This is a genomic window from uncultured Arcobacter sp. (genome assembly GCF_937982575.1).
Taxonomy (GTDB): Bacteria; Campylobacterota; Campylobacteria; order Campylobacterales; family Arcobacteraceae; genus Arcobacter.
In genome coordinates this window covers 87,857-111,228 of sequence record NZ_CALJLR010000019.1, presented here as the reverse complement: position 1 = coordinate 111,228, position 23,372 = coordinate 87,857, and the positions used below count along the sequence as shown (strand labels likewise).

Below are 23,372 nucleotides of genomic sequence, written 5' to 3'. Positions count from 1 at the left end.
TCTATTTTGCTATATTTGTTGTATATATTTTATTAAAGGATTAATATGCAATTAACTATGTCACCTGAAGTTGTCTTATCACAATTGGGTTACTCAAAAAGTGAGAGTGCACTAAAACAAGCAGAAGTAATGATACAAAATACAAAAGATTTTGATAAATTTGCAAAACATATAATTAGTTTAAATGATCATCTAAAAAAGATGAATGCATATGTAGGTTTATCAAATAAAACTGAGTTTTTAAAAATCAAATGTGATGAAAATGATTCAAATGAAATCCTTGAAGAATTTCATGAAGAGGTTTCTCATTGGTCAAATAAGTATGGTGTGAAAGTTGAACAAATAAGTGAAAAACCTATCTATTATATTTTAGGAACAGAAAACTAAAATATCTTTTTATAAGTATGACAATATGGCACCTTATGGTGTCTGTCATAATAGTCCTGATGATACTCTTCCGCCTCATAAAATGTTGTAGCTTCTCTTAGTGTTGTAGCAACTTTAAAACCTCTATTTTCTAACTCATCTAAAAGTTCTAAAGATATATTTTTTTGTTCTTCATCTTTGTAAAATATTGCAGATAGATATTGACTACCTATATCTGGACCTTGTCCATTTTCTTGAGTAAAATCATGAATTTCAAAAAAAAGTTTTGCTAACTTTTCAAAAGAGACTTTTTTCTTATTATACTCAACTTGCACAACTTCTAAATGCCCAGTTCTTCCTGTACAAACTTCTTCATAACTTGGATGTAGTGTATCTCCACCCATATATCCTGAAACTGCACTATATACTCCATCTAAATGTTCAAAATGGTATTCAACACCCCAAAAACATCCAGCTGCAAAATAACATATACCTTTGTCTTTATTTGATTTATTTTCATTGTCAAAGTTTACTGAAATAGAATTTACACAGTGTCTTGTGTTTTTAGAAGTAAATCCTTCTCCCTCAAAGACATGTCCCAAGTGGGCACCACAATTTGCACAAATAATTTCAACGCGTCTGCCATCAGCATCTGGAACTCTTTTTACAGTTCCTAAGTCATCATCAAAACTTGGCCAACCACATCCAGAATTGAATTTACTTTTAGAAGAGTACAATTTTGTATCACACTTCTTACACTTATAAATTCCTTCTGAATAAAAGTCATAATATTTTCCAGAGAAAGGTCTTTCTGTACCTTTTTTTTCTATAACTCTAATCTCTTCATCAGTTAATTTATTAAATGGCATTTTTTAAAATCCTATATTTAATTTTGAAAAGTTTATCAAAAGAAAGAAAGTTCTCTTATAAAAATTAAATATAGTTTATTTGTTTAATTAAACTCAAATTTAATGAGAAGGTAATACTTCAAATTTAACTTCAAGTAATAGCTCATCTTTACATAATATTTTTCCAATAAAATGGTCACCCACTTTAAACTGTCCAACTCCACTTGGCGTTCCTGACATCAAAATATCTCCATCTTCAAAAGATGAAAAAGTACAAAACTCTTCCATTATGTCCAAAGGTTTGTTTATCATCATAGATACATCACCTTTTTGCTTTAGTTCATCATTTATATATAATTCAACCTCAAGTTCTGAGATATCACCATTGAAATTTACAAACTCTGAAAAAACAGCTGCATTGTCAAAAGATTTTGCTCTCTCCCAAGGAAGACCCTTTTGTTTTAACTTTGATTGAACATCTCTTAATGTTAAATCTAAACCAAATCCAACAGCTGATATTTTATTCTCTTCAATCAAAAAAGATATTTCAGATTCATAGTGGCATGAATTTGCAAACTTTGGAAAAAAGAGTTGATTAGCTATTGCAGAGTTGGGTTTAATGAAAAAAACCATCTCTTCAGGTGTTTCATTATTTAACTCTTTTATATGTTCAACATAATTTCTTCCAATACATACAACTTTTGATGGAAATATCTCTTTATTATTAATTACTATTCTATTCATGATTCCTACTTTAATTTAAAATATTTTACAAATATACTTAGATGTAAGATTTAAATTATATCAAAATCAAATTAATAATAATTATCTATTTTTTAAATATAAAATTATCAACTGATATCTTTCCTGCACCATGCGATAGAAAAATACCTAAGAATAATAAATAATATAATGGTATCTCAAATCCATTATCTCCTGCACTAAAGCCATTTCCAATATGTACTGTAAAAATTGCAACAATCATTACAACTATTAAAGGTATAGAAATTAACCTAGTAAATAAACCAAGAGCTAGTAGTACAACCCCTAAAAGTTCAGTTGTAGCAGCCATATATGCGTTTAATGTAGGAAATGGAATCCCCAATGATCCAAACCATTGTGCAATACCCTCTATATCAGACCACTTTTTCATTGCTGGTTCATAAAAACCGTATGCAAGAGTTAATCTAGCCAATAGTAAAAATATAGATTGAAAGTTACTAAAAAGGTCCGAAATTATGTCGTGAATTCTTGAAATCATGATTTATCCTTTTTTGTGTATTTACTTTAATTATAAATAAATAGTATTTAGTCTTTGTTTATTTATAACAATTTTGTTTGAATTTTAATACTTTTTTAATAAATCATTTAAAATAACTGCTGTCAATCCCCAAATAACTCGTTTTTTATACTTATATACGTAGACTTTATGTTTTTTATTTCCCCATGGTTTTTGATATGTTTCTGGAAGTTTTAATTTGTCAACTGGAAAATAAACCTCTTTATTTCCATGTTCATCTATGTGATATGGCTTTACTTCAGTTCTTAGATTATAAATATCTGGTTCATTTTTTTTGAAGTAATCTAAGGGAATCAAATATGTATTTTCAACTTCATTTTTATCAAGTTTCATATTTTTGATAGCTTTTTTCTTTATTAATCCAACAAAAGGCTCTACTATAGTTCCAAATGAAGCAACCATCGTATCAAGTTGTCCTATAATTTTTATATCTTTTTTAGCAATACCTAACTCTTCATTTGTCTCTCTTAGTGCTGTATCTTTGAAGTTTTTATCAATACCTTCTTCAAAGCCACCTCCTGGAAAACAGATATCTCCGCCTTGTTTTATACCTGCTGCTCTTTTTTGAAAAAGAATAAAATATTGACCCTTAATTTTTACAAAGGGGATTAAAACTGCACTATTAAAAAATCTATCTCGACCCATCACACCAGGATATTTTGGTAAGTTTGTTATTAACTTTTTAAAACCCTCTTTTTTCATCTTAACTCTTTATTGCTTTTATTGCTTTAATCATAGTTCTAACAATTTTTCTTAAATCTTCTTCTTCAATAGTATATGCAACTATGGAATAAATAAGTTTTCCAAAAGGTCTTATCCATACCCCATTTTTCACACAATAATCTTGAATCTCTTGTGCATAAGAGTCATCTTTTAATTCAATTACTCCTATAGCCCCTATATTTCTCACATCTTTTACAAGCTCAATACCTTTTGCATTTTCTAGTTCATCTGAAAATATTTTTTCTATATTTTGAACTCTTTTTTCCCATGAAGACTCTATCAAAAGTTCAATAGAAGCTATGGCAACACTACAAGCTAAAGGATTAGCCATAAATGTTGGTCCATGCATAAGTACACCTATTTTGCTATTTGATATAGTATCACTTACCTCTTTTGAGCTAATCATTGCTGCCATAGTCATATAACCACCAGTAAGTCCCTTTCCAAGTGTCAATATATCTGGTTTTATATTTGCATGTTCACAAGCAAACATTTTTCCTGTGTGTCCAAAGCCTGTTGCAATTTCATCTGCTATAAGTAAAATATCATATTTACTACATAACTCTCTAGCTTTTTGTAAATAGCTTGTGTTATATATCCTCATGCCACCTGCCCCTTGAACAACTGGCTCAAGGATAAATCCTGCTATTTCCTCATGATGTTTTTTAAACTTTTCTTCTAAGTGTTTTATAGAACTAGTACAATCACTATCAAAACCAAATTCTGGTTCTTGGGTAAATATATGTTGTGGTAAATATGAACCATATATTGAATGCATAGAGTTTTTTTGATCACATACACTCATTGCCCCCAATGTATCTCCATGATAGGCATTATTTAGTGCAAGAAATTTATACTTTTCTTTTCCTTTTGCTTTTTGATATAAAATTGCAGTTTTTAGTGCAACCTCAACAGAAACTGAGCCACTGTCACATAAGAATACAGAGTTTAAACCTGTCAAATCAACCAAAAGTTTAGAGAGTTTTGCAGCACCCTCATGCGCAAGTCCCCCAAACATAACATGGGGCATAATATCAACTTGTTTTTTTAATGCTTCATTTAGTTTGGGATGATTATACCCATGAATCGCACTCCACCAGGAACTCATACCATCTATAAGTTTTGTCTCATCTTCTAAAAATATAAAAGTTTTATCAGTTCTTTTTACTGCTAAAAGTTTTGTTTTTGAAGGGAGTGAATTGTAAGGGTGCCAAACATGCTTTTTATCTATATCTAACCAGTTCAAATAGCAATTCCTAATTTAATAATATGTAGTAATTATATCAAAAGTTAAATTATTAGTCATAAAAAATTATTTTAAACTCTGCGCCTGTATATTTGTTCTTATTGTACATATACTCTGTATTTGAGACATCTAATAATCCATTCATGTGTTTAGAAATAATTTGATTACACATATACAACCCTATACCTGTACCTTGACTTTTATGTTTAGTTGTAAAATATGGCTCAAATACTTTCTCAATAATTTCAGGATCAATCCCACCTGCGTTATCTTTTATCTTAATAACTGCAGTATTTTTTTCTTTATAAATATCAACAAAAATGAGTTTTTCTTCTAACTCTTGAACCATCAGTGCATCTTTTGCATTATTTAATATATTCATTAACACTTGTATTAATTCTGTTTCATATCCTACTATTTTTATCTCTTCTATATTTTCTATTATCTTTATATTTTCATTGGCAAACTTAAAACTAATGATATTTAAAGTTTTTTGAAAACAGTTTTCTAAAATAAAACTTTTTTTATCTTTATTTGGTTTAAAGAAAAATCTAAAATCATCAATTGTATGTGAAAGATAAAGTGCAGAGTTAGTTATTGAATCTAAAGAAGAAAATAGATACTTATCATCTAATTTATCCATCTCTTTTTTTAGTTTTATTCCACTAGCCCCAGTGCTTATTACAGATAAAGGTTGTCTCCATTGGTGAGCAATATTTTCTATCATCTCACCCATTGAAGCCATTTTTGTTTGACGCTGTAAAAGCTTATCTTTTGCTAAGTTCTCTTCTACTTCTTCTTTAATTCTTTGTTCTAGATTTTTATTTATATTTTTTAACTCTTCTGTTTTTTCTTCAACTTTTTCATATAGAGATTTATTTGCAGCTTTCAATACTTTTTGTCTATATAAAAGTGCTAAAAAAATCACTCCAACTACTGCTAATATTTCCCAAAGAAGAGTATATTCAGTCTTCTCTTTATACTCAACTGTTAGCCATGGTTTAATAAGTTTATCAATACTTTCATCATCAATACTATTTACAGCTTTATTTATTATATTAAAAAGATATTTATCATCATTTCTAACCCCAATACTAAGATTTCCTCCAATATCAAGTTTATTTGAAATCTTTAATTCAAAATTGTTTTTATCATAAAGCTTATACAATGAACTATAAAGAACATCAACATGTCCATCTATTTCTTCATTTAATACTTTTGCAATACCCTCATCTATATCTTTTACATCCACAAACTCTATATTTGGATATTTTTCTTTCACTCTTTTGCTAATATTATAACTACCAACTATTCCAATTTTTTTATCTTTTAAGGCACTTAAACTATCAATAAAGGGAAAATCTAATCTAGAAATAAGAACAAAAGGAATAGAAAAGTATGGTTTAGTGAAATTTGCATACTCTTTTCTATGTTCTGCATTTGATAAAGAGCTATGAATATCACACTTTCTATTTTTAAATAAATCAACAGAGTCTTTAAAGTTATCTCTTTTTATTATTTCAAACTCTATTCCTGTTTTTTTTGATATTATTTCAAAATAATCAGAAACAAAACCTTTGAAATCTTGATTTTCAAAATAACTATATGGTTTTAAACTTGGATGTGCACATACTTTAAAAGAATTTTTTTCATTTAAATAACTTTTCTCTTCTTTTGTTAAAGATATTTTTCTGTTTTTATGCTCATAATAGACAAATTTTTTAGGATCTGTCTTTTGGGGAATTAAACCCATAACATTGTATAAGTCATATATTCTTTGTACTTTTTCTTCTTTTATTTTTCCAAGAGTTTTTGTATGATGATATGATAGTTTTTTTAACTCTTTTGCTTCATATGCTAATGCTTTTCTTGATATGTTCTGTGAATTATATTTTTTAGAAATTAAATCAACTGATTCATCTATATTTGAATAGGCATATTCCCAGCCCTTTAAAGAGGCCTGCTTAAAAGCATCTACTATATCTAAATCCTTATTTATCATATTCTCATTGGTAAATAAAAAATCACTGTACATATCAAAGCCATAATCTTTTGGGTCAAATACTTTATAAGGTATTCCTTTTTCATCTAAGTCAAAGGGAGATTTGGAAATATATGCGGAGATTATGTCTGTATTTTTATTTATTAAGTCATTTATGTTGTGAGTATGTTTTATAAAGTGTAAATCTTCAACTTTTACTTTTTTTGAGCTAATCATAGCTTTTATAGAGACCTCACTAGAGTCATCTGATGTGGTCATTATTTTTTTATCAACAAAGTCTTCAACTTTGTTAATATTTGTATCATTTGAAGTGAGTAAAATTAAAGGGGTAGCTTGAAACAAAGCATAAAGTGCAACTATTTTTTTGCCCTTTGCCCTATCTAAAATTAAAGTCTCTCTTCCAACCCCAAAATCAGCTCTTCCTTCATCTATCTCATTGGGAACATTTATTCCAAAAGCAAATGGTTTTATTTCAACATCTAAGCCTAAATCTTTATAAAAACCTTTTTCTTTGGCTATATAATACCCAGCAAATTGAAATTGATCAAACCAAGAGAGCTGAAGAGTTACTTTTTTTAACTCTTGAGCACGTAATACTTGAAAAGAGATTAACAGTAATAAGATAATAAAAAGTCTCATTTTCAAGCCATTTCCTTAAAAAGAAAAATTATATCTATATTATTTAAAAACAAAATAAATTCTAATTATTAGCTTGCTGTTCATCAACCCACTCTTGGTCTTGTCTTGGGTCAAACTCTGGTACTATAGCCCCTGCTGCAACTGGAACAGATACAAAGACACTCATATGATCATCTTCAACACGTTTTCTTGATAAAGAATATAAGGCTAAATAAACACCTAAAATAAGAAACATAATAAAAAGTATTTGATGTGATAGGTAATTAAATCCTATCCCAATGATAACTGGTGCAAAAAATGAGCCCATACCATATGCAAAAAGTAAAGCTCTACTAATCTCTACAATATCTTTATTTTCATCAATAACATCATTTGCTCTAGATAAACTTAAAGGATAAATACAAAAAATGCTAATTCCCAATAAAACACCTAAAATATATGTCATGGTTTCACTTGGAGGTAATAATATGAACATCAAAGAGATAATTGCTGTAAAAAATCCAGTAAATGAAATAAGTTTTCGTCTACCATAAATATCAGAAAGCTTACCAATAGGCCATTGTGAAAGTAGTCCTCCAATAAGAGTAAAAGTCATAAATAAAGATAAGACCTCTTTAGAATCAAAAACTTTTAAAATATAAAGTGGCACCATTGTAAAAAAACCACCAATAAAAAAACCACTAATAAAACTACCCGTTACCGCTAGGGGTACCACATTATAAAGCTTTGGAAAACTATATCTTTCAAAAGGCTGTAAAATAGGTTCTTTAATCTTTGTCATTGCTATAAATATTACAGAAAAAAGTACCAACACAGCACCAATAGAAAAAATCATATGTTTAAAATCATCTTCAATATTTAATAATAACTGTCCAACCGCAGTTGAAAGATAAAATACAGCAGTATAAATAGCTAATATCTGACCTCTTTGTTCATTTGAACTTTTTTCATTTAGCCAACTCTCCAAAATAATCAATAAGCCATAATAAGCAAATCCAGATATAAGCCGAAGTATTGCCCAAAATGCTTCATTTAAAAATAAAGAGTGAAGTAAAAATGTAATAACCATCAAAGAAGCAAAGGTAACAAAACTACGAATATGCCCAATGTTAGAAATAATCTTTTGAGAAAAAATAGCAGAGGCCATAGCACCTAGGAAGAATGCAGCATTTATAAGCCCAATAACCATATCCGAACTTCCATTTTCTTTAAGAAATACACCAACAAAAGTCATAATCATCCCGTACCCAATAGCTAAAAAACCAATTGAAAAAAATAGTGAAGATATAGCTATAAATACTGATTTTGTTCGTTCCATTATATTCCTTTTATTTTTCGTGATGATAGTGCATGTATGATTAAAAAGCGGTAAAAGATATTATACACTTTTCATATTTAATTGAAATGTTTTATTAGCAAAATTCAGATATTTAAAAATATCTTTATAGAGACTTTTCATTCTTAATCAAAGTATACGATTTACTAAACATCTATCTTATTTTTCTTTTAAAAAAAGTCTGTAAATATTCCCACTATCAGTTGAAATATAAAGCTTGCCATTTTTACCTTCCATAACACTTCTAATACGTTCATCTAACTCTTGTAAAAGGCGCTCTTCTTTTACAACATTATTGTTTTTATCAATAACTATACGATTTAAATGGGTGAGTTTTAAGGCACCTTGAAAGATATCTCCTCTCCATGATTTAAAATGACTGCCCTCATAGACTATCAAAGAACCAGGAGCAATTGATGGGTCATAATATTTAATTGGTTGAGCCATCCCTTGTTTATGTGTGTCTTCACCTACAGGTAGTGGATTCCAATACTCTTTACCATATGAAATAACTGGCCAGCCATAGTTTGTGCCTTTTTTAATAATATTGATTTCATCTCCACCTCTTGGTCCATGTTCTCCACTAATTAGCTGTTGGGTCTTTTTATAAAAAAAGAGTCCTTGTGGATTTCTATGACCAAAGCTATAAATTTCAGGTAAAGCATTTTTTTGATTTATAAAGGGATTATCTTGTGGAATTGAACCATCTAAATTGAGTCTAATAATAGAGCCTGAGTGTGTGCTTAAATCTTGTCCATTGGGTCTAACCCCTCTATCACCTATACCAAAATAGATATGCCCTTTATCATCAAATGTAATTCTACTTCCAAAGTGTCTAGTTGTATCACTTAAAGATTTTGTGACTAAAATATCTTGTATATTTTCTAATTTTTCATTAATTAACTGTGCTTTTGCAAGTGTTGTTGCACCTTGATTGTTGATATTTTTCACATAAGTAAAAAATATCGTCTTATCTTTTTCAAAAGAAGGTGAAGCTTGCACATCTAACAAACCAGCTTGTCCTTGCAAAAACACATCCAAAGATGGTTTAAGAGGTGTTGGAGTTCCATTTTGCGTGTTCAGGACAACAAATTGACCTTTTTTTAAACTCAAAATTATTCTGTGTTCATCTAACTCACTCATACCCCAAACTATTCCTAAGTTTGATGCAATTTTTTCTACAACCACCGTCATTTTTTCACTTTTAAACTCTAAAACATTTTGTGAAAATAGAGATAAAGAGAGTATTGCACTAATTATAAAAACTTTTAACATGAGATTATCCTTGTAATTTTTATATGTAACTATTGTAATAATATAAGTTTTAACTACAATAAATTATACACTTTAAATATATACTTAATAAACTCAATATCAAAATAAGCTATACTTTTTTCATGAAATACATATTTACAATACTATTTTCTATCTTATTTATTGGATGTACAGCATCAAACATACAAGTTAATGAACAAGTAGATAATAATAAGTTAGCCATATTATTATACTCTTTAAATGAAAAAGTAGATAAAAAAGAAGCCACAATTCTCTCCAATGAGATGTTTAAACAAGCAAAAATTTTAAAAGAATCATACAGTTTAGTAAGCCCTCCATTATTTCATAATTTTTTAGTCAATATTGGAGTAAAAGAGAAAGGCTACTGCTGGCATTTTGCAATTGATATGTTAAAACATGCAAAAAGTTTAGAGTTAAAAAGTTTTGACTATTATTTTGCAACAGCAAATTTAGGTGACTATTGGAAAGAACATAACACCTTAGTAGTTACCTGTAAAGCCTGTGATATCAATGAAGGTATAGTACTTGACCCCTGGAGAAATTCAGGAGAGCTATTCTACTGCAAAATTAAAAATGATACTGAATATATCTGGTATCAAAGAGGTGAAAAAAGAAATTGATAAATTAAATTAAAGTCTAAGAACCGGTGGTCATGTAGGAGCTAGTAGACAATGACGCAGACTGTTTAACACTTCAAAACCTCCCTCTTTTAGGGACATTATATTACTTTGAGGATATAATGGATTCAAATTAAAGGAGAATTATGGAAAATAAGAAAAAACAATCAACTGTTTTAAAACCTGTATTTTACCCCTCCGTTGCTATTATTGTAATACTTGTAATATTTGCAATGGCAATGCCGCAGGTAGCAGGTGAAACTTTTAGTGGTATGAAACAATTCATAGCAGACAAATTTGGTTGGCTTTATATGCTTAGCGTTGGAATATTTACTTTATTTGTAATATTTTTAGCAGTTTCTCCCTTTGGGCGATTTAAACTTGGACCTGACCAATCAAAACCAGCATATAGTCATATTTCATGGTTTGCCATGTTATTTAGTGCTGGTATGGGTATAGGATTGATGTTTTGGGGTGTAGCAGAACCTGTTATGCACTATGGCGCGCCTCCATCAGGTGATAAAGAGACAATAGAAGCTGCTAAGCAAGCTATGAGGATTACATTTTTTCACTGGGGATTACACGCTTGGTCAATTTATGCTGTTGTTGGTTTAGTACTAGCATATTTTTCTTTTAGACATGGATTACCTCTTTCTATTAGATCTGCACTTTATCCAATGATAGGTGATAAAATTTATGGAAAAATAGGACACAGTGTTGATACTGTTGCAATTCTAGGAACTATTTTTGGTGTTGCTACCTCTCTTGGTTTGGGAGTTTTACAAGTTAATGCGGGACTTAATTATATCTTTGATGTACCAGTAGGACTTACTACCCAAATTATCTTGATTGCTATTATTACATCAATGGCAACTGTCTCTGTTGTTTTAGGACTTGATGGAGGAATCAAACGATTATCTGAACTAAATCTTTATCTTGCCTTTGCACTTGTTTTATTTGTATTTATAGCAGGTCCAAGCTTTTTCTTACTTGGAGCATTGGTTGAAAATATAGGCTCTTATTTAACTCATATTGTACAAATGACTTTTAATCAATATATATATGAAGATACAAAATGGATGGGTTGGTGGACATTCTTTTATTGGGCTTGGTGGATTGCTTGGGCACCTTTTGTTGGGATGTTTATTGCACGAGTTTCACGAGGTAGAACAATTAGAGAGTTTGTACTAGGAGTATTATTTGTTCCTGTTGGATTTACTTTTATATGGATGACAGTTTTTGGAAACAGTGCATTACATGCTATTATGAAAGAAGGTTTTACTGATTTAAGCAAAGCAGTATCAGCAGATGTTGCAACTGCCTTGTTTAAATTCTTAGAACACTTTCCTTTTGCTAGTATTATTTCAATAATTGCAATTATTTTAGTTATTACTTTCTTTGTAACTTCTTCGGATTCAGGTTCATTGGTAGTTGATACTATTTCAAGTGGAGGAAGAGAAAACAACCCTGTATGGCAAAGAATATTTTGGGCAGTACTTGAAGGTGTCGTAGCAGCAGCATTACTTATAGCTGGTGGACTTGCAGCATTACAAGCCGCTTCTATTGTTATTGCTTTACCCTTTGCTATTATTATGCTTATTGCTTGCTGGGGACTTTATAAAGCCTTACATTTAGAATCTATTAGATACGAGTCACTTCAACATCATATGAATGCAGGACGACATGGAAAAGTATCTGGAACTTGGCAAAATAGACTTTCAAGACTTATTGAATTTCCACCGCCAGAAGAGACAAGAAGATATATCAATGAAGATGTAATCACTGCTATGAAAACTGTAGAAGAAGAGCTTGAAAATCATGGTTGGAATGTAGAAGTTACCAATAATAAAGAGAAAAGTGTTTCTGTTTTAACAGTAGAGCACAATGGTGATTTAGACTTTATATATGAAGTAAGATTTAGTAGATATGATACACCAACATATGCATTTCCTGAGATACTTAACCCTACTCATGAACAAAAGAAATATGCTAGAGCAGAAGTCTATTTACAAGATGGTAATAAAGCTTATGATATTTATGGTTATGAGATGGATGTAGTTGCAAATGATATTATTGATCAGTTTGAAAAACACAGACACTTTTTACATATTACTGCTGGATTGAATCCTGTTATACCTATAGATTAGAAAAAATTATACCAATAGCTTTTAGAGCTATTGGTGTTTTAAAACTTTCATTATAATTTTTTATTTCTCTTGAAGAGGAAAACCTCTTCTCTTTTCTACTTTTATCTTTTCCTCAAATTTTTCAAAGCAATCCCCTTGACACTCATAAAAATATGTGTTACTTTAGAATAATTCATATACATACAAAAGGAGTACCTATGTTAAAAGTAGCTATTTTAATAGAAGATATGGTTGAAGATGTTGAGTTTTTATATCCTTACTATCGTTTTTTAGAAGAAAAACATGACGTAGATGTGATATCACAAACAAAAAAGAGTATCAAGGGTAAAAAAGGGGGCGTTTTTAAAACGGACTTATCTATTAGTGACGTAAAAAGTAGCACGTATGATATTGTTTTTATATCAGGAGGATATGGCCCTGATAAACTAAGAGCAAATAAAGATGTTTTAGATTTTGTTCAAAAAATGCACCAAAGTGAAAAACTGATTGCTGCGATTTGTCATGGCCCTTGGGTTTTGGTTTCAGCTCAAATATGCAAAGATAAGAACATGACATCTTTTCCATCTATTCAAGATGACCTTAAAAATGCAGGTGCAAACTACACCAATAAACCTGTGAGTGTGGATAAGAATATCATCACAGCAATGGATCCATCTGCCATGCCTGAGATGTTTCAAGAAATCATAAAAGCATGTAAGAGTTTGAGTTAGGGCTCAAATAGAATAATCAGGGATAGTATATTGGTTTTAACTATATTATTTTACATATTTTATTAATAAGTACCTCTTTCTTGGAGTTATAGTTATCACCTGCCCCTATTCTTTTACTTTATTCTCTTGAAAACCTAAAGGTTTCCGCTTTCTTACTTTTTAGTTGTAAAAAGTAAGACAAAAAGCAACCAGACGAGTTGATGAAGGCAAAGCTCCCTTCCAGTTAAATATTTATTTCCTGCCCTGCAAAACTCACTAAAGAGTGCATTTAGCACTCTTCTTAACGCTCAAACAGTTTCGGGTGTTACCGAAAATAAACATCTAACTTCCAGCTTCATCAAAGTCTGGAAAGAAGAAAAGTTCAAACTATCATTTGTAAATTTAAATAAGTAAAAGTTTGAATATAAGACAAATCAAAAATGCAAATGTCCTTATCCCACCTTTGTTCTCCAACATCTGCAAAAGACGAGCGTTTATTTTTCATTTCGGAAAAAGCTGAGGACTGTTTGAATAAAAAAGAGTGATAAACTCACTCTTTTTTATGAGTTCCGCAAGCTAGAAATTAAAAATAATAAGTGAGGGTAGTCGAAGACCTTTGAAGCCGTTGGTGGTTTTGCTTACTTTGTCCACACAAAGTAAGAGAAACGAAGACCTTAAGAGGTCTTCATGAGAATCATTGAAATATATTATTAATTTGTATCCTATCCTTGGATTTTACCACCACTGTCTTGGATTACAGTCTTTTGGTGTAGGTTTCCAGTTTTGTACTAACTTATCACCTTCTATAATTTGTTCCTTAGTCATTTTTTTAATTGTAATTTTAATTAGTTTTTTAGCATACTCTTTTTCACTATCATATTTTGCATATCTTTCAGATAGTTTATACCATTTATATGATTGAACTATATCTTTTTCACACGTTTTACAATATAAGTATCCTTCATTCATAGGGTCATATAAATCTCCAAGCCTCGCTTGAGCCATTTGTTGGTTTCCATTAGCCGCTTTTTTAAATAAAGCTACAGCTTTATCTTTGTTTTGTTTTTTACCTTTTCCAAGAAGATAAGCCATTCCCATTGCATTTTCAGCATCACAATCACCTTTTAAAACGAGTGGTTCCCAATACCTTACAGCATATTCATAATTTCCTCTATCATACCATCTAGCACCCGTTGCATAATCATCAGTTGTACTATAATAAGTATTTGGAATACATCCCGTATAAAATAATATAATCCCTATTAACAAAATTAATTTAAACATAATATCGTTCCTTTTTATTAAAAATATATTTTATACAAAAAAGTCTTAAATTAGTAGTATAAATAAAATAATTATATTATATTAATAAAATTTAAAAACATGAGATTTTAAAATAAATCCAAAAGATTGATTTTATGAGTAAGATTTCAAAAGAAATCAAGGCAGAGAAAACTTTATTCGTAGGAGCTTACTGGAGTAAGTGACTAGAAGAAAGTTTTCTCTAACGCAGAGTTATGAAGAAAGATGATTATTTAAATCATCTTTTTAGTGTAAGAAATGTCGTTTATTACTAAAATAAAGAGACATACCGTACTCATCCGCCGCTTCTATAATCTCATCATCTCTAATAGAACCACCTGGCTCAATCACACATTTCACACCAGCTTCTTGTGCTGCATCAATTGAATCTCTAAATGGGAAGAAAGCTTCACTAGCTAGTACTGAACCACTTACATCGATACCTAAATCTTCTGCTTTTCTAAGTGCTGCTTTTGCTGCGTCAACTCTTGAAGTCATACCCATACCAACTGCAACCATAGCTGAGTTTTTCACGTATACTACACAGTTTGATTTTGTTAAAGATGCTACTTTGTAAGCTATCTCCATATCTTTTACTTCTTGAGTAGTCGCTTCTCTTTTTGATTTTAGTTCAGAATTTTTAACTTCGTCCTCTTCTACTTTATCAGCATCTTGATAAACAAATCCACCATCAACTATTTTGAAGTTGAATTCATCATTTGCCATTTCAAGTTTAGATGTTCCTTGTTTGAATAGTTTGATTCTTTTCTTTTTATTTAACTCTTCTTCAGCTTCAGCTGTAAAATCAGCTGCAAATACTACTTCTAGGAAGATTTCATTCATTTTAACTGCTAAGTCTAAGTCAACTATTCCATTTACAGCAACCACTCCACCAAATGCTGAGATTGGGTCACATTTAAGAGCTTCAGTATAAGATTCTAAAAGTGTATCTTTGATAGCAAATCCACATGGGTTACCATGTTTTACTATACATACTGCATTGTCATCACCAAATGCTGATGCTATTTTAGCAGCTCCACTTATATCTCCCATGTTATTAAAAGATGCTTCACCTTTTAGTGTGATAAATTTATTTGATAGGTGTTTATCAAACTCGTATAATGCACCTTTTTGGTGTGGGTTTTCTCCGTATCTTGTATCAAATACTTTTTCACCTACGATGAATTGTTTTGCACCCATTCCACCGTTGAATCTTTTGTTCATGTAGTTTGCAATCATTGCATCATAAGCAGCTGTATGCTCATATGCTTTTATCATCATATCTCTTCTAAACTCTTGTGTATTTGTGTCATTTTTAAGATTGTTTAATACTAAATCATAATCAACAACATCAGTTACAATAATAACACTATCGTGGTTTTTTGCAGCACTTCGCACCATCGCTGGTCCACCGATGTCGATGTTTTCAATAATCTCTTCAAAATCATCTGTTTTTTCAATTGTTGCTTTAAATGGGTACAAGTTTACACATACTAAATCAATACCTTCAACACCTAATTCTTTCGCTTGGTCCAAATGAGATTGCTTGTCTCGTCTGTGTAAGATTCCACCATGAATATATGGGTTTAGAGTTTTAACTCTTCCTTCAAAACACTCTGGGAATTTTGTAACTTCGTTTGCTTCTATTACAGGTATATCTGCATTTTCTAAAGCTTTATAAGTACCACCTGTACTAATTATCTCGTAACCTAATTTTACTAACTCTTTTGCAAAATTCTCAACACCACTTTTATCACTAACACTGATTAATGCTCTCAAATTAATTCCTCTGTTATTATATAATTTTTCGAGATTATACAAAAAAAGTAATTAGTAGTCGCTTTTAAAAATCTGTATATTTTATATACAGTATGTAGTTTTTAAGAGATTACTTTTTGGATATTATTTCTTCATATTATATGTTACGTTAGGAAGTTTCTTATGAGTAATATTGACTTATTATGGATTTTATTATGCGCCTTTTTAGTTTTTATGATGCAACTTGGTTTTGCACTAATAGAGACAGGTACAGTTAGAACAAAAAACACTATTAATGTGGCAATGAAAAATCTTATTGACACTGTGTTTGGTATTATCTTCTTTTGGATTATTGGTTTTGGATTGATGTTTGGAACTGATAATTTTGGACTATTTGGCACTGATAGATTTTTAATAAGTGGCTTAAACTTAGAAGAGAATGCAATCTTCTTTTTCCAAGCGATGTTTGCAGCAACTGCCATTACTATTATTTCAGGTGCAGTTGCAGAGCGAATAAAATTTAATGGTTATATTATTGTAGCCATTATCGTTTCTGCACTAATATATCCTATTTTTGGACATTGGGCATGGAATGACAATGGATGGTTAAAACAACTTGGCTTTATCGATTTTGCAGGTTCTACTGTTGTGCATTCACTTGGAGCTTGGATTGGTTTAGCTGGAACACTTGTTTTAGGACCAAGACTTGGAAAATGGAAAAATGGAAAAATAAAATATTTTGCACCAAGTAATCATAACTTTATTGTTTTTGGTGTTTTTATACTCTTTTTTGCTTGGTTTGGATTCAATGCTGGAAGCTTACTAAAGTTTGATGCTTCTGTTACTTTGATTTTGTTAAATACTCTTTTATCAGCAGTATTTGGTGGATTTGGGGCATGGGTAATTACCCTATTTTCTAAAGAGAAAGTTGAAGTTGAAATATTTAGTTTTGGGATAATTGCAGGACTTGTTGGAATCACAGCAGGCTGTTATGAGTTAACTCTAATTCAATCAGCTTTTGTAGGTTTTATTTCTGCTTTTGTTATGTTTTATAGTGATCAGCTTTTATTAAAAGTGTTTAAAGTAGATGATCCTTTGAGTGCCATAAGTATACATGGGTTTACAGGAGCTTGGGGAACTATTGCTGTTGGGATATTTGCAAAACTTCCAGAAGGATTTTCAAGGTTTGAGCTTATTTGGGTACAAACCTTAGGTGTTTTGGTTGCTTTTGTTTTTGCTTTTTCCCTTGGAGTTATTTTATTTCTTTTTTTACATAAAATCAATCTATTAAGAGTAAGAAAAAAACATGAAGTTTTAGGATTAAATACAAGTGAACATAATGCAAGACTTCCTTGGGTTGAGACCATTGATAGTATTGTTAGTATTATGAAAACTGGAAATATACAAAAAAAAGTTTATGAAGAAAGAGATACTGAAATTGGAATTGTGGCAAAGTTTTTTAATCTCTTGCTAAGTATTTTAAGAGAAAAAAATACAGTATTGACTAACACAAATAAGAACTTACGCCTTAAAGCTTACTATGATGCTTTAACTGGTATTTACAATAGAAGAGGATTGGAAGAAAACATAAAAAATATGAACCTCAGTTTTAATTACTCAATTGCCATACTTGATATTGATAAATTTAAAGATGTAAATGATACCTTTGGGCATGATGTGGGAGATACTATACTAAAAGAACTTTCAGCTTTGATTTCAAAAAAGATTAGACAAAATGACATTTTTGCAAGATGGGGTGGTGAAGAGTTTATACTTTTATTGCAAACAAAAGATTTGGCAATCGCTGAAAAGATTACGGATAAACTAAGGTCTGATATAGAAAAAGCAGATTTCTCAATAGTAAAACATATTACAGTATCTTTTGGAATAAGTAATTTTAAAACTTCAAAACAAACTTTTGATGAAGTATTTAAAAATGCAGACAATGCTTTATACCAAGCAAAAGAGAGTGGTAGAAATAGAGTTTTTACTTACTAAACTCTGTTTGCATTTGTACTCTCTATATGCTAAATAGTTATAAAAAAATCACTTTTGAAACACTAATTAAAATAATTTTATAAATTATATAAGACTATATTATAACTAATAATAAACTTATATTATTTGGTATATTTTTTATACAAAATCGCTTGACTTATAAAAAGATTATGCTACTATTCTATTTACTAAACTTAAGTGGAATCTAATTTTGAACTTTTTAAAAAAACAAGCTTTTATAAAAATAACTATCATAACAACCCTATTCTCATTTATTATATTGGGAACTTATTTACATGGGGTATATACTAAAATTGAAAACAACTACATAATAAATATTGAAAAACATAATGAACTTCAATATAATATAATAGAAAAAAACCTACTAAATACAAAAAAAGATATCTTATATATCGCAAGTGTTTACAATTACTTCTTAAATAACAAAAAATATTCTTATGATGAAAATCTAGAATTTTTCACACAAGATTTAAAAAGAATATCCCAATCAAGAAAAGTCTACTCACAAATACGATTTGTAAATAACAGTGGACAAGAAGTTGTAAGAGTAGATAATAAAAATAACAAAACAATTATTATAAAAAAAGAGAATTTACAAGATAAATCAAATAGATACTACTTTAAGGAATCAAAAACTTTAAAAGATGGTGAAATCTATCTATCTCAATTTGATTTAAATGTTGAAAATGGAAAAATAGAAATACCATATAATCCAACAATAAGAATTTCTACTCCTGTAACAAATGCAGATGGCAAAATATCTGGATATATATTAATAAATTATTTAGGTGATGAGATTTTAAAAGAGTTAAAACTATCTTCTATAGATATAAACAGCTTACTTTTAAATAAAGATTCATACTATATGTTAGGGTTTAAGTCATCGGATGAATGGGGATTTATGTTTAATAAAAATATAAGTTTTCAAAATGACTATCCTAAAGGTTGGGCAAAAATCAATTCTTCTAATGTAAAACACTCAATAGCGCTAGATGAGAATAATAAACTTTTTGCTTTTCGTCAGATAAATCCTGTAGATATTATTAGTCCAAATAGAGAGACACTCTCAAGAAGAAATTGGACTATCATATCTTATATACATAAAGAAAAGATATTATTGAGCTTTTATAATTTCATCGATTCAATTAAATATTTAACTATTGCCTTTGGTTTGATTATTTTTGCATTTGCATATATTATTTCACAATATGTAAAAAAACTTCAAGAAGAGGGTTTAAGAGTTGAAATTGCAGATGAAGTTTTTAAAAATACTATGGAAGGTATCTTAGTACTAAATAGTGATAGAAAAGTAATCCAAACTAATCATGGTTTTGAAAGAATAAGTGGCTATAAAGAGAGTGAAATCATAGGAAAAAATCCTAGTATATTGCATGGTAAGCATGGAGAGTCAAAAGAGTTTTATAAAAAGCTATGGAAATCAGTAATCAATGAGAACTTTTGGAATGGTGAATTAACAAATCAACATAAAAATGGTCAAAAGTATATTTCAAAACTTGCAATTGGAGTTGTAAAAAGAGATAAAAAAATAGTTTATTATATTGGAGTTTTTTCAGATATAACAAAACAAAGTGAAGATAAAAAGAAACTAAAAAATACAGCTCTTGCTTTAGAGAAGAGTTTAAATGAACTAAAAAATGCACAAAACAAATTAATAGAATCAGAAAAACTAACAGCCTTAGGACAGCTCATTGCAGGAGTTTCTCATGAGATAAACTCTCCTCTTGGTGCAATAAAATCATCATCTGATAATATTCTACAATCATTAAATAATATAATTAAAAATATCCCTAAACTAGCCTTATTGCTAAATGAAGATGAAAAAGAGACTCTTTTAAAATTAAAATCAAACCTTCCTCTTAAGATTTCTATTTTAAGTATAAAAGATGAACGAATATTAAGAAAAAGACTAGTGGAACAACTTGATAGTATAGGTGTTGAAAATAGCAGATATTTTGCAGATAAGTTTTCACAGTTTAACATCGATGATATCACACCATACAAAAATCTAATTACCCACAAAAGTGCACACTTTATTATTGATGTACTTTATGATGAATATTTAACAATCTCAAATATACACAATATAATACGGGCTGTAAATAGAGCTTCTAAGACTATATATGCACTTAAAAAATTTGCTCACTTTGACCACGATAGAGAAGGTGTTATAGAAAGAGTAGAAAACTCACTTGATGATATTTTAATACTATTTAGTCACAATCTAAAACAAGGTATAGAAGTTACAAAAAACTACACTTCATTAGATGCAATTTTTTGTTATCCTGATGAACTTTCACAAGTCTGGATGAACCTAATATCAAATGCTATTCATGCCATGGATAATCAAGGCAAACTTGAAATTTCTACTTCTGAAAATACAAACTATCAAATAATAAGTATCAAAGACAGTGGTTGTGGAATACCACAAGAGTTACAAAAAAAGATATTTAATCCATTTTTTACAACAAAAAAATCTGGTGAAGGTAGTGGACTTGGCTTAGATATTGTTAAAAAAATAGTTGATGCACATAATGGTAAAATTGATCTACAAAGTGATGAACATGGGACAATTATTACTGTTTATTTATCAAAAAATATAAAAGGAGAAACAAAATGATGTCAGCCATACTATGTGTAGACGATGAAGATATTATACTTAGATCTTTATCCCAAGATTTAAGCAGACAATTTAAAGACTACACTATTGAACTTGCACAAAATGCTGAAGATGCTTTAGAGATATTAGATGAGCTTAGCAGTGAAGGTGTAAAAGTATTAGTTATTGTTTCTGATTGGTTAATGCCAGGAATGAAAGGTGATGAATTTTTAATAGAAGCACATAAAAAATTTCCAAAAGTAATCAAAATACTTCTAACAGGACAAGCAGATGAAAAAGCTATTAAAAATGCTCAACTTAATGCTGATTTAAAATGTACTTTTTCAAAACCTTGGGAATCATCTGAATTAGTTTCTAAAATAAAAGAAGAGATAGGTAAACTAGATGAGTAAAGCAATATTATGTGTTGATGATGAACAGATTGTTCTTACTTCTTTAAAAACGCAATTATTTACTTTTTTTGGTGATGAGTATGATATAGAACTTGCACAAAGTGCAGAAGATGCTTTAGAAATAATCGAAGAATTAAAGCTTGATGGAATAGAACTTGAACTAGTAGTTAGTGATTTTTTAATGCCCGGTATGAAAGGTGATGAGTTTTTAATTAAAGTACAAAACTTACTACCAAATACAAAAAAAATGCTCCTTACTGGACAAGCTGATCTTGATGGAATAACTAATATTATTAATAATGGTGCCTTATATAGATATATTTCAAAACCTTGGGAACAAACTGATTTTATCATGACAATAAAAGAGGCTTTAAAAAGTTATGCAACTGAAAAAGAGCTAGAGTTTTATACTCAAAATCTTGAAGAGTTAGTAGACAAAAAAACTTTAGAAAACAAAACCTATTTAGAGATAATAGACACATACTTAATAGCTTCAAAAACTGATTTAAAAGGTAAAATCACAGAAGTATCAAAAGCATTTTGCAATATATCAGAATACACGCAAGAAGAACTAATAGGACAACCTCATAGTATAATAAGACATCCAGATACTAAAAAAGAAGTATTTGAAGAATTATGGCAAACAATTAAAAATGGTCAGGCTTGGGAAGGTGAGATAAAAAATCGTAAAAAAAATGGTGGTTTTTATTGGGTAAAAGCAAGAATTTCTCCTATGTTTGATTCACAAGGGAATATCACTGGTTATGCTTCTATTCGTGTGGATACTACAGATAAAAAAGCAGTAGAGATACTCTCAGTAACTGATCATATGACAAATCTCTATAATAGAAGATTTTTCAATGAAATATTTGAAAAAGAGATTCAAAGAGCACAAAGAGATAATAAAGCACTTGGATTTATAATATTTGATATAGATTGTTTTAAACAATACAATGATACATATGGACATCAAATGGGAGATAATGTACTTATTGAACTTGCAAATACTCTAAGGGATAATTTACATAGAGCTAGTGATTATGCATTTAGACTAGGTGGAGAAGAGTTTGGGGCATTAGTTTATGATATAGATTTAGAGGGAATTACAACATTAGTGAAAAAAATAAAATCTTCAATTGAAGATTTAAAAATACCACATACACAAAATTTAGTATCAGAATATGTTACAGCTTCTTTTGGAGCATGTGTTTTTGATGTAAATAAAAATATAACTAAAGAGAAAATTTTCAAAATTGCTGATGATTTACTTTATGAAGTAAAAAATAGTGGGAGAAACAACTTTAAAATCAAAGAGTATGAAGAAGTTGATTAAAGTTTTAAATATGAGAACTTAGCATTGGTTTATTTGGGTTATTTAAATATTCATATCCATTGTGCATAACATAAATACCAAATATAATTACCAATATTGAAGCTATTGTAATAAAAAGGTTTCTTAGGGCTATTTGTTTAAATATTCCCACAAAAAAACCTAGAGAAAACATAGCAGGAATTGTACTTAGTCCAAAGATTAGCATAACAAAAGCACCCCATAAAATACTTCCAGTACTAGCTGCTGTGATGGCAAATACATAAACAAATCCACAAGGAAGTAGTCCATTTAACATACCCAACAAATAAAAACTAATAAAACTATTTGAACCTAATAGTTTACGAAAAGTTTGTTGATAAATTTTTGATTTAGAAACAGAGTGTTCTATGCTTGTAAGAAATTTTAGTTTACCACTTAAAGATAAGCCAACTAATACCATCAAAAAACCAGTAAATAAAAGTAGTATTCCACTTGTAGTATTATCAAAAGTTACAACACTTCCAGCATAACCAAATATAGCACCTAAGATAACATAGGTTGATACTCTTCCTAGGGCATATAATATATGAGATAGGGATTGTTTTACTTTAGACCAAGAGTTGTCTATCTTTGTACTTGAATATGCGACAACTATTCCTCCACACATGCCAATACAATGGCCAAATGAACCTAAAAATGCTATGGTAATAATAGTTATGATGCTTATATTTTCCATAAAATT

19 protein-coding genes are annotated in these 23,372 nt (G+C 29.6%); 8 read left to right on the top strand and 11 right to left on the bottom strand.

The window, feature by feature from the left end; genetic code table 11:
* The first annotated feature begins 45 nt into the window (after positions 1 to 45).
* Positions 46 to 387 (top strand): hypothetical protein, encoded by a 342-nt coding sequence (locus Q0617_RS11740; protein ID WP_298753494.1) that lies wholly within the window; start codon positions 46 to 48, stop codon positions 385 to 387.
* On the opposite strand, the gene Q0617_RS11735 is transcribed toward Q0617_RS11740, so the two are convergent.
* The 8 genes from Q0617_RS11735 to Q0617_RS11700 form a co-directional block, all read right to left on the bottom strand.
* Positions 384 to 1,235 carry a bifunctional methionine sulfoxide reductase B/A protein gene (locus Q0617_RS11735; RefSeq protein ID WP_298753493.1) on the bottom strand — a complete coding sequence of 284 codons (852 nt, stop codon included), beginning with the start codon at positions 1,233 to 1,235 and terminating at the stop codon, positions 384 to 386. The genes Q0617_RS11740 and Q0617_RS11735 overlap by 4 nt on opposite strands.
* Before the next feature lie 99 nt (positions 1,236 to 1,334).
* Positions 1,335 to 1,958, bottom strand: a complete 624-nt coding sequence (locus tag Q0617_RS11730; RefSeq protein WP_298753492.1) for a fumarylacetoacetate hydrolase family protein — start codon at positions 1,956 to 1,958, stop codon at positions 1,335 to 1,337.
* An 85-nt stretch (positions 1,959 to 2,043) separates the two neighbouring features.
* Positions 2,044 to 2,475 carry a DoxX family protein gene (locus tag Q0617_RS11725; protein WP_298753491.1) on the bottom strand — a complete coding sequence of 144 codons (432 nt, stop codon included), beginning with the start codon at positions 2,473 to 2,475 and terminating at the stop codon, positions 2,044 to 2,046.
* A gap of 84 nt (positions 2,476 to 2,559) precedes the next feature.
* Entirely contained in the window at positions 2,560 to 3,216 is a 657-nt protein-coding gene (locus Q0617_RS11720; protein WP_298753490.1) for a CoA pyrophosphatase, read from the bottom strand.
* A gap of 1 nt (position 3,217) precedes the next feature.
* Positions 3,218 to 4,483, bottom strand: a complete 1,266-nt coding sequence (gene bioA / locus Q0617_RS11715) for an adenosylmethionine--8-amino-7-oxononanoate transaminase (RefSeq protein WP_298753488.1) — start codon at positions 4,481 to 4,483, stop codon at positions 3,218 to 3,220.
* Between the two features lie 52 nt (positions 4,484 to 4,535).
* A complete protein-coding gene (locus Q0617_RS11710; protein ID WP_298753550.1) occupies positions 4,536 to 7,124 on the bottom strand; it encodes an ABC transporter substrate-binding protein in 2,589 nt (862 codons plus the stop codon).
* A gap of 61 nt (positions 7,125 to 7,185) precedes the next feature.
* Complete coding sequence (locus tag Q0617_RS11705; protein ID WP_298753487.1) at positions 7,186 to 8,442, bottom strand: MFS transporter; 1,257 nt, start codon at positions 8,440 to 8,442, stop codon at positions 7,186 to 7,188.
* A 177-nt stretch (positions 8,443 to 8,619) separates the two neighbouring features.
* Entirely contained in the window at positions 8,620 to 9,735 is a 1,116-nt protein-coding gene (locus Q0617_RS11700) for a PQQ-dependent sugar dehydrogenase (protein ID WP_298753486.1), read from the bottom strand.
* Between the two features lie 122 nt (positions 9,736 to 9,857).
* Here Q0617_RS11700 and Q0617_RS11695 point away from each other — a divergent pair, with 122 nt between their 5' ends.
* The 3 genes from Q0617_RS11695 (at position 9,858) to Q0617_RS11685 (ending at position 13,230) form a co-directional block, all read left to right on the top strand.
* Positions 9,858 to 10,376: a hypothetical protein gene (locus Q0617_RS11695; protein ID WP_298753485.1), complete on the top strand. Its 519-nt coding sequence runs from the start codon at positions 9,858 to 9,860 to the stop codon at positions 10,374 to 10,376.
* A gap of 143 nt (positions 10,377 to 10,519) precedes the next feature.
* Positions 10,520 to 12,520, top strand: coding sequence for a choline BCCT transporter BetT (betT, locus tag Q0617_RS11690; RefSeq protein WP_298753484.1), 2,001 nt, complete (start codon positions 10,520 to 10,522; stop codon positions 12,518 to 12,520).
* Between the two features lie 197 nt (positions 12,521 to 12,717).
* Positions 12,718 to 13,230 carry a type 1 glutamine amidotransferase domain-containing protein gene (locus Q0617_RS11685; RefSeq protein WP_298753483.1) on the top strand — a complete coding sequence of 171 codons (513 nt, stop codon included), beginning with the start codon at positions 12,718 to 12,720 and terminating at the stop codon, positions 13,228 to 13,230.
* Positions 13,231 to 13,944: 714 nt separating this feature from the next.
* On the opposite strand, the gene Q0617_RS11680 is transcribed toward Q0617_RS11685, so the two are convergent.
* Together Q0617_RS11680 and purH are read right to left on the bottom strand one after the other, a co-directional pair.
* Positions 13,945 to 14,493 (bottom strand): hypothetical protein, encoded by a 549-nt coding sequence (locus Q0617_RS11680; protein ID WP_298753482.1) that lies wholly within the window; start codon positions 14,491 to 14,493, stop codon positions 13,945 to 13,947.
* A gap of 264 nt (positions 14,494 to 14,757) precedes the next feature.
* On the bottom strand, positions 14,758 to 16,290 hold the full coding sequence (purH, locus tag Q0617_RS11675) for a bifunctional phosphoribosylaminoimidazolecarboxamide formyltransferase/IMP cyclohydrolase (protein ID WP_298753481.1): 1,533 nt from the start codon (positions 16,288 to 16,290) through the stop codon (positions 14,758 to 14,760).
* 162 nt (positions 16,291 to 16,452) lie between these two features.
* On the opposite strand from purH, the gene Q0617_RS11670 reads away from it, so the two are divergent.
* The 4 genes from Q0617_RS11670 (at position 16,453) to Q0617_RS11655 (ending at position 22,651) form a co-directional block, all read left to right on the top strand.
* Positions 16,453 to 18,267, top strand: a complete 1,815-nt coding sequence (locus Q0617_RS11670) for an ammonium transporter (RefSeq protein WP_298753479.1) — start codon at positions 16,453 to 16,455, stop codon at positions 18,265 to 18,267.
* A 211-nt stretch (positions 18,268 to 18,478) separates the two neighbouring features.
* Positions 18,479 to 20,926: a PAS domain-containing sensor histidine kinase gene (locus Q0617_RS11665; protein ID WP_298753478.1), complete on the top strand. Its 2,448-nt coding sequence runs from the start codon at positions 18,479 to 18,481 to the stop codon at positions 20,924 to 20,926.
* Entirely contained in the window at positions 20,923 to 21,318 is a 396-nt protein-coding gene (locus Q0617_RS11660) for a response regulator (protein ID WP_298753477.1), read from the top strand. The genes Q0617_RS11665 and Q0617_RS11660 overlap by 4 nt, the downstream gene beginning before the upstream one ends.
* A complete protein-coding gene (locus tag Q0617_RS11655; RefSeq protein WP_298753476.1) occupies positions 21,311 to 22,651 on the top strand; it encodes a diguanylate cyclase in 1,341 nt (446 codons plus the stop codon). The genes Q0617_RS11660 and Q0617_RS11655 overlap by 8 nt, the downstream gene beginning before the upstream one ends.
* A gap of 4 nt (positions 22,652 to 22,655) precedes the next feature.
* Here Q0617_RS11655 and Q0617_RS11650 read toward each other — a convergent pair whose 3' ends face one another.
* The gene (locus Q0617_RS11650) at positions 22,656 to 23,366 is read right to left on the bottom strand and encodes a sulfite exporter TauE/SafE family protein (RefSeq protein WP_298753475.1); all 711 of its coding nucleotides are present in this window, start codon (positions 23,364 to 23,366) and stop codon (positions 22,656 to 22,658) included.
* Between the last annotated feature and the right edge of the window lie 6 nt (positions 23,367 to 23,372).